The organism is Halochromatium salexigens, from assembly GCF_016653295.1.
GTDB lineage: Bacteria > Pseudomonadota > Gammaproteobacteria > Chromatiales > Chromatiaceae > Lamprobacter > Lamprobacter salexigens.
Genome location: NZ_NHSF01000095.1, coordinates 1 through 6737, shown reverse-complemented (window position 1 = coordinate 6737; position 6737 = coordinate 1). Strand labels below are relative to the sequence as shown.

Sequence of the window (6737 nt, the reverse complement as noted above, 5' to 3'; positions counted from 1 at the left end):
GCACCGAAGCCCCGACCACCTCCGGCAGCAGCGGGTTATAGGTCAGATGGTTCTCGGCCGAGAGCAGATGGATCTCGGCCGAGCGCAGGTGTCGCTCGAGTGACTTGGCCGCGGTGGCGCCGGCGAAACCACCACCGATGATGATGATCTTGGGGCTGCGGTTGGGGTCCGTAATGGCAGGCGTTGATGCATCGGGCATGACGGGCTCCGGTTGGCGGGGTCACAGGCGGCGGGTGCCGAGCAGGATCTGGCGCTCACGCAGATCGTCCAGCAGGCTTCGGCCGGCCTCGATCAGCTGCGCCGGCCGTGGATGCTGAAGCTCGAGCGCGATGCTGTTGAGCAGATCCCGTCCGCTCCGGTGGCTGTGTTCTCGCAGTAGCACCAGCAGTCGCTGGGTCACCACGTTGATCTTCAGAAACGCGACACGCTCCTGGCGCGTGCGGTACACGACCAGATGCGTCGGCTCGGGGTCCGGCGCGTGCGGCTGGAATGCTGCGCTGATGCGATGCACCGGGAAGCGGTAGCTGAGATTCCAGGCCAGCGGTGAGATCACCGGGACGCCGTCGAGCAGATCACCGTTCGGATCGGCGAGCGCGGGTCCGGCTTCGGCATCGCTGAAGATCAAGGCGGTCTCGACCCACTCGTAGTGGGCGAGTTCCCGCACAAAGGGCGGATCTTCTGGGCGCAAGGCCCCCGCTGTGCTCAGGTAGGCCAACAGCTCCTGGCCCAGCTCCGGGAACAGGGGCGTCTCGGCGCGATGGGCGATCAAGAATCCGCGGATCAGTGCTTGCCAGCGCTCGCGGCCCAGGCACTGGTACAGGACCGGAAAGCCCTGCTCGAGCAGCGAGGCGACATTGTTGAAGATCAGCTCCCGATAGATCCGCAGACGGCGATCCTCGATGCCCGCCGGCGGCGGTTGTTGGTCCGGGTCGCGCAGATGGGCCGTGAAGGCCTGCTGGATCTGCATGAATTCGGGCGCTGCCTGAGCCTGGGCCAGAGAGTCAGCCTGAGAGTCGACCAGGGCGTCGGCCTGTGAGTAGGAATGGGTCTCAGGCATGAGCCAGGTGTCCGCTGACAGTGGCTTGCGGGGCACCGCGCTGGTCGGTATATCGCCGCTGGATGTCGCTGATCCGCTGCACCTCGGTCGTGAGTTCAGCAAGCGGCGGGATGTTGAAATCCCGCTCGAGCAGGGTCGGGAAGACGCCAAAGCGCGCATAGGCCTGCTCCAGCAACGCCCACACCGGCTCGATCACATTGGCCCCATGGGTATCGATGCGCAGGTCCGGCGCCTCTTGGTAATGCCCGGCGATATGGCCATAGACGATGCGCTCGGCGGGCAGGGCCTCGAGGAAGGCGATCGGGTCGTAGCGATGATTGATGCTGTTGACGAGGATGTTGTTCACATCCAGCAGCAGGTCACAGTCGGCTTCGTCGAGCACCGCGTTGATGAAATCGATCTCGCGCATCTCTTGGCCTGGTGCGGCGTAGTAGGAGACGTTCTCCAGGGCGATGCGCCGCTCGAGGATCTCTTGCACCTGACGCACGCGCTGGGCGACATGCTGCACCGCCTCGGCCGTGAACGGGATCGGCATCAGGTCATACAGCTGTCCATCATCCGAGCAGTAGCTCAGGTGCTCGGTGTAGACCGCGATCTGGTGTGCATCGAGAAAGCGCTTGATGCGCTCGACGAACGGCACATCGAGCGGGGCGGGTGAGCCGATCGAGAGGGACAAGCCGTGGCAGACGAAGGGATGGCGCTCGGTCAGGCCGCGCAGCAGCCGCCCCCAGCGGCCCCCGACAGCGATCCAATTCTCCGGGGCGATCTCCCAGAAGGAGACCTCCGGCGGAGGCTGTTCGGCTGCGGCGGCGATGAACGCGCGCCGCAGACCGAGACCGGCGCCATGAACGGGGTAGAGGTCGGTGTTCATGGCGGCTTACTCAGAAGCGTGGGGCATCGGTCAGCTGTGCGCGGGCCTTAGCTACTGCCGCACTTGCCCTCGCCACACTTGCCTTCGCCGCCATCCTTAGAGCCGCATTTCCCTTCTCCGCACTTGCCTTCGCCGTCCTCCTTGGAGCCACACTTGCCCTCGCCACAGCTGCCTTCGGCCAGCTGCAGATAGCCGCTCTCAAGCGGCTCGGTGACGAAAGGGTTGTCGCCGGCCTGCGCCAGATTGGCGACGCTCAGGGTGCCGACGAGGGTGGCGCCGGCCATCACGGCGGCGGGGGTCATGATCTGCTTGGACATGGAATCACTCCGAAAAGACATAAGGTGAGTAGGCTGACAGCCCTGGCGGCAGCCCCGGTCGGCTTGCACTGGGTCAGTGGCTCTCACTCGCTAAAGACCGCGGTGATGGGCTGAATCTTTCAGCCGCTGTTGATGGCGATGGGCTGGTCTCGCGCTCGGCCTGCGCCGAGGCGCGTGATCGCTGAGGGTGGCGGTTTTCTGTTATGCGCGCAATCGATACCATCTACTCACCAATGCCAGGCGCGGGAATCGCTTCCCGCAGCACTGCCTCGCGCGCCGTCGCCCAGACTGCGCCTCTGGATCAGCCCTACCGCGGCTGGCCCCGTCGTTGAATCGCTGGCTGCAATAATGCTGCGCCTGCTCCGGTCCGTTCTCAGTAGGTGGCCGTTAGTGAGCATCCCAACCGAGCCCTGGAGAACAGTATGCAATCGCTCTTTCCCTATCACGATACAACCTCAGCGCCGCAGGACGCCGTGGCGGCGCTGACCGACGCCGAGCGCCAGTTCGGCATGCTGCCCAACCTGATGCGCAAGATGGCCAGCGCACCAGCGCTGCTAAAGGGCTACCTGGCCCTGGGTGAGCTGTTCGAGCAGACCTCGTTCTCGCCAGCCGAGCAACAGGTGGTGCTGCTGAGCGTCAGCCGCGAGAACCGCTGCGACTATTGTATGGGGGCGCACAGCGTGCTTGCGGACATGGCGGATGTGCCCAAGCAGGTGACCGATGCGCTGCGGGCGGGCCAACCCTTGCCTGATCCACGACTCGAGGCCCTGCGACGCTTCACCACCGCAGTGGTCGAGGCGCGGGGCTGGGTTGATGAGGCAGAGGTCGCCGCGTTTCAGGAGGCCGGCTACGACGCGCAGCAGGTCTTGGAGGTGGTGCTCGGGGTCGGCATGAAGACCCTGTCGAACTATACCAACCACATTGCTGGTACCGAGCTGGATGCCGCTTTTCAGCATCGCGCCTGGCGGGCGAGTGAGACTGATGACTGAGGTGGGCTGGGGCGCACGCACACGACTTGCCCGACCTGTTCAGACAGCCGAGATCGATGGGTCTGCCGAAGGCAACCCAGATCTCATCTTCTGAGACCAATGTCTCGAATCAGCCGGCCGGCCTCTGAGGCCGGTGCAAGCAACGCTGAGTCCAGGATGGGGTTCGGCGTTGTTCTTTGTGTTGGGTGTTTGTATTGGGTGGTTTTCGCTGTCTACACTGCAGGCATTGCTGCTGCGCTTTAGGCAACCGCGACATGACGCCACCGGGACGACCCGCCCTGTTACTGCTCCTGGGCCTAAGTGCAATGGCTGCGGCCGAGCCCCAGTCTGAACCCACACTTGCGCCTGCGCCAATCCAGGGCGAGACCGAGGCCCTCATCGTCGAGGAGATGGCTCCTCTGCGTGAGGCGTTGGCACCCTTGATCCGTGCCGCCCAGTCTGACTACCAGATCCCCGGCCTGAGTCTGGCACTGGTGCGCCACGACCGCATCCTCTGGCTCGAGGGCTTCGGCCTCGCCGACGACCCCGAGCAGCAACGCCCGGCCCAGGCTCAGACCCGCTACCGGGCCGGCTCCTTGGCAAAACCGATCACCGCCTTGCTGGTCCTGGCCCAGCAGGCCCAAGGAACCATCGACATCGACCAGCCGGTTGGCTCGGCGCTGCCGGGCTTTCGTCTCAAGGCTCGTTTCGACCAGACCGCGCAACCGATCACCTATTCCAACCTCGGCTACAGCCTGCTCGGTCATCTGCTGCAGGTGGTCACACAGACGCCCTTCGCCGCGCACGCCCAGCAGGCTCTGTTCGAGCCGCTGGGTTTATCGCACAGCCGCTTTGCCGCGCAGCCGACGTTCGATGACTCCTTGGCCATAGGCCACCGCAACGGCCAGCGCTTTGCGCCGCTGCCGCTGCGCGACCTGCCGGCGCAGGGCTTGGAGACCAGCGCCGCGGACATGGCGCGCCTGAGCATCGCGCTGCTCTGTACCACAGAGCCGACCGAGACGCTCCCGGCCGAAGGGCATTTTGCGACCGACCTTGGTCTGATCGCGATCCAGCCACAGCAGGACAGTCTTTGCGCCTGCATGACCGGCGAGCAGCTCGACCTGATGGCCTATCCGCAGGGCTGGATTGGCGCTGCGCCGTCGACATCGGATCAACGCGGTGACTAGCCCGAGCCCGCGAGCCTGGGCAGCGCAAGCCTGCGCCGACTCCGGGAGCTGCGCCTGCAAATGCGTCGCATCGAAGACCGCGAGGTGATGATCGCCGATACCCCGCAGGGTGAGCGCATCATCGGCGAGAAGGTGCCACAGGAGCCGGTTCCGCAGGCCTGGCGCGAGCGTCTAGGCTCCTGGCGCATCCTCAATCCAGACCCCGGTTTTCCGGTCACCGACCTCAAGCTCAAGCTCACCGATGGCAAGCTCTGCCTCAGCTATCGGATGCCGGTGCTCTCACCGGATCGGATTCAGGTGCCACTGCGCACGGTCACCAACGAGCGCGCGATCCTGCTTGGACTGGGGCGCACGCGCGGGGATTCGGTGCAGATGGTTGATCACGAGGGACAGATGCGGCTGCGCTGGTCGGGGTATTTGGCTGAGCCGGTTGGCCGTTCCGATGACCCAAAGGCGTCATCTGCCGGGGTGGCACTGGGCCATGAGCTTTAGCCGCCTCCACCACTGATCCGTCGCTCGTTGCTGGGCCTAGGCGCGCCGATCTCAGGCATTCGCACCGTTCACCGATGCTCAGTTCGCCCGATACACCTCAGTCTCGGGGTGAAACGCATACCAAGCAAACCAGAACAGGGTCGTAGCCGGGAGTGGGTCGCCCTCAGCATCGAAGGCACGCGCGCTGGGCTGTGCCCAATCGAAGCGCACCTCAATCGACTCACCGCCGAGCTGATCAGACACGCGGCCATCGGTCTGCGAGAGCTCCGCAAACGGATACGCCTTGAACTGTCCATTGACCTCAACCCCGAGCACCCGCTCCTTCGGGTGATAACGCTTGGAGCGCGCGCTCACCGGAAAGTAAAGCTCGCCATGGCGGCTATAACCGCCATAGGGGGCGCGGTCATAGTTGCGGCGATGACCGGTCTCGGTCGACAGCACCTGGGTCTGCGGATGGGTGCGACGCCAGGCGCCCCAGGTCGTGTGGGTCAGGGGCAGGGCGGTGAGCTTGATCCCGGCCAAGGGACCGGCGATGGCCTGCTTGGCGATCTGACTCCAGAGGCTCTCGGTCTGACGGTCGTAGAGCAGCAGATCGCTGTTGTAGAGCAGTCCGGAGACGCCGAAGCTGAGCTCGCGGCCCGCCTGCTCGGCGCGGAACGCGATCCCCGAGCCGCACAGCGGGCAATAGGTGATCGCGATCGGCTCGCCCTCGATGCGGTCATTGACGATCTCATGCCAATCCATGATCTTGATCGGATAGGCGCGGGCCTCGCCTTGATGGACCAGGCCCAGGACCTCGTCGTCACGCGTAAGAAAATCCACAGCCTCGGCCTCGACAAAGCGCGGCTGATCGATCGCCGGGATGCCATCGCGATCCGGACCACCGGCATGGATCTCGGCGACCGGAACCAGGCTGTTGTGCACCGCAAAGCCGTTGAGCTGTTGTGCCCTCGGTGCCGCATCCAGCAGCACACTGGCACTGAGGGCGACCAAACCGGCGACGGCAAAGACGGCCGGGAGAAGTGCTGAGGGGAGGCGTTGAGTCATACGTTAACTCCTTGGCTGGCCGGGGTCGGATGAGATCAGGCGTGGGCGGTTGCGAACCTGGCCGCCGTCTGACCGGACCTCGAGCGGCGACGCTCCAGCCAACGCCCGATCCAATCATCGACCGACAGAGTGCGCCCAGCACCGATGAAGAACAGCGCCACCAGCATGATCAAATAGGTCGCGGCGAACTCGATGCCATTGTTCAGGATCACCAGGCTGCCGTTCTCGGTCAGCCACTCATAATTGCCATGCTCGCGCAGGATCTCCTTGGCCCGATCCAGGCGCTCGATCGCGCCGATGGTGCGCTCGTTGGCGAACAAGGAGCCACTGCCCTCAGCGATCGCCAGCCAGCCGTGCTGCCAGTGCACCGTCACCATCGCCACGATCATGGTCACGATCAACGGCACCGAGATCAGCCGCACGCCAAGGCCAACCACCAATAAGACCGCGCCAACCGTCTCGGTTGAAGCCGCCAGGAACGCCATCATCGTCGGAAAGGGCAGGCCCAAGCCCCAATCCGCATTGCCAAACCAGGCCACCGTGCTGTCGAAGCTGGCGAACTTCTTGGTTCCCGCCATCCAGAAGATCGGCGCCAGATAGAGCCGCAACAGCAGCGGGGCGATGAAATCGACGCGCCGTGTGGCATCGAGTAGGCTGCGAGCCTGAGTCATAGGCGATTTCCGCTTTTAGATATACCGATCTATGACATACTTGGTGGCATGTCTCAGACACTAACCTCCTGCCTATGCCCCCGGATTCTCATGCTCAGCCGGCCAGCACGCTGACAGCCGAGCACGT

The 6737-nt window shown here is 64.5% G+C and carries 9 protein-coding genes; 3 read left to right on the top strand and 6 right to left on the bottom strand.

Going from position 1 to position 6737, the window contains the following annotated elements; all coding sequences use genetic code 11:
• The 4 genes from CCR82_RS18100 to CCR82_RS18085 all read right to left on the bottom strand — a co-directional run.
• Positions 1-199 (bottom strand): FAD-dependent oxidoreductase (locus CCR82_RS18100; RefSeq protein WP_201247055.1); only part of this gene is annotated, 199 nt, incomplete at its 3' end.
• Between the two features lie 21 nt (positions 200-220).
• Complete coding sequence (locus CCR82_RS18095) at positions 221-1057, bottom strand: HvfC family RiPP maturation protein (RefSeq protein ID WP_201247212.1); 837 nt, start codon at positions 1055-1057, stop codon at positions 221-223.
• The gene (locus CCR82_RS18090) at positions 1050-1928 is read right to left on the bottom strand and encodes an HvfB family MNIO-type RiPP peptide maturase (protein ID WP_201247211.1); all 879 of its coding nucleotides are present in this window, start codon (positions 1926-1928) and stop codon (positions 1050-1052) included. The genes CCR82_RS18095 and CCR82_RS18090 overlap by 8 nt, the downstream gene beginning before the upstream one ends.
• A 47-nt stretch (positions 1929-1975) precedes the next feature.
• Positions 1976-2245, bottom strand: a complete 270-nt coding sequence (locus CCR82_RS18085) for an HvfA family oxazolone/thioamide-modified RiPP metallophore (RefSeq protein WP_201247210.1) — start codon at positions 2243-2245, stop codon at positions 1976-1978.
• A 422-nt stretch (positions 2246-2667) separates the two neighbouring features.
• Between CCR82_RS18085 and CCR82_RS18080 the strand changes: the two genes are divergently transcribed.
• The 3 genes from CCR82_RS18080 (at position 2668) to CCR82_RS18070 (ending at position 4892) form a co-directional block, all read left to right on the top strand.
• On the top strand, positions 2668-3234 hold the full coding sequence (locus CCR82_RS18080; RefSeq protein ID WP_201247209.1) for a carboxymuconolactone decarboxylase family protein: 567 nt from the start codon (positions 2668-2670) through the stop codon (positions 3232-3234).
• A gap of 305 nt (positions 3235-3539) precedes the next feature.
• Complete coding sequence (locus tag CCR82_RS18075) at positions 3540-4400, top strand: serine hydrolase domain-containing protein (RefSeq protein ID WP_201247208.1); 861 nt, start codon at positions 3540-3542, stop codon at positions 4398-4400.
• A 60-nt stretch (positions 4401-4460) separates the two neighbouring features.
• Positions 4461-4892, top strand: a complete 432-nt coding sequence (locus CCR82_RS18070) for a hypothetical protein (protein ID WP_201247207.1) — start codon at positions 4461-4463, stop codon at positions 4890-4892.
• A 78-nt stretch (positions 4893-4970) separates the two neighbouring features.
• Here CCR82_RS18070 and CCR82_RS18065 read toward each other — a convergent pair whose 3' ends face one another.
• Together CCR82_RS18065 and CCR82_RS18060 are read right to left on the bottom strand one after the other, a co-directional pair.
• Complete coding sequence (locus CCR82_RS18065; protein ID WP_201247206.1) at positions 4971-5939, bottom strand: DUF3179 domain-containing protein; 969 nt, start codon at positions 5937-5939, stop codon at positions 4971-4973.
• Positions 5940-5974: 35 nt separating this feature from the next.
• Positions 5975-6610 (bottom strand): HvfX family Cu-binding RiPP maturation protein, encoded by a 636-nt coding sequence (locus CCR82_RS18060; protein WP_201247205.1) that lies wholly within the window; start codon positions 6608-6610, stop codon positions 5975-5977.
• Positions 6611-6737: the final 127 nt, after the last annotated feature.

Bases quoted from the DNA above. Each gene is read 5' to 3' on its own strand.
- CCR82_RS18070 (WP_201247207.1), top strand. From the start codon at position 4,461: ATGCGTCGCATCGAAGACCGCGAGGTGATGATCGCCGATACCCCGCAG.
- CCR82_RS18080 (WP_201247209.1), top strand. From the start codon at position 2,668: ATGCAATCGCTCTTTCCCTATCACGATACAACCTCAGCGCCGCAGGAC.
- CCR82_RS18090 (WP_201247211.1), bottom strand. From the start codon at position 1,928: ATGAACACCGACCTCTACCCCGTTCATGGCGCCGGTCTCGGTCTGCGG.
- CCR82_RS18060 (WP_201247205.1), bottom strand. From the start codon at position 6,610: ATGACTCAGGCTCGCAGCCTACTCGATGCCACACGGCGCGTCGATTTC.
- CCR82_RS18065 (WP_201247206.1), bottom strand. From the start codon at position 5,939: ATGACTCAACGCCTCCCCTCAGCACTTCTCCCGGCCGTCTTTGCCGTC.
- CCR82_RS18095 (WP_201247212.1), bottom strand. From the start codon at position 1,057: ATGCCTGAGACCCATTCCTACTCACAGGCCGACGCCCTGGTCGACTCT.
- CCR82_RS18075 (WP_201247208.1), top strand. From the start codon at position 3,540: ATGGCTGCGGCCGAGCCCCAGTCTGAACCCACACTTGCGCCTGCGCCA.
- CCR82_RS18085 (WP_201247210.1), bottom strand. From the start codon at position 2,245: ATGTCCAAGCAGATCATGACCCCCGCCGCCGTGATGGCCGGCGCCACC.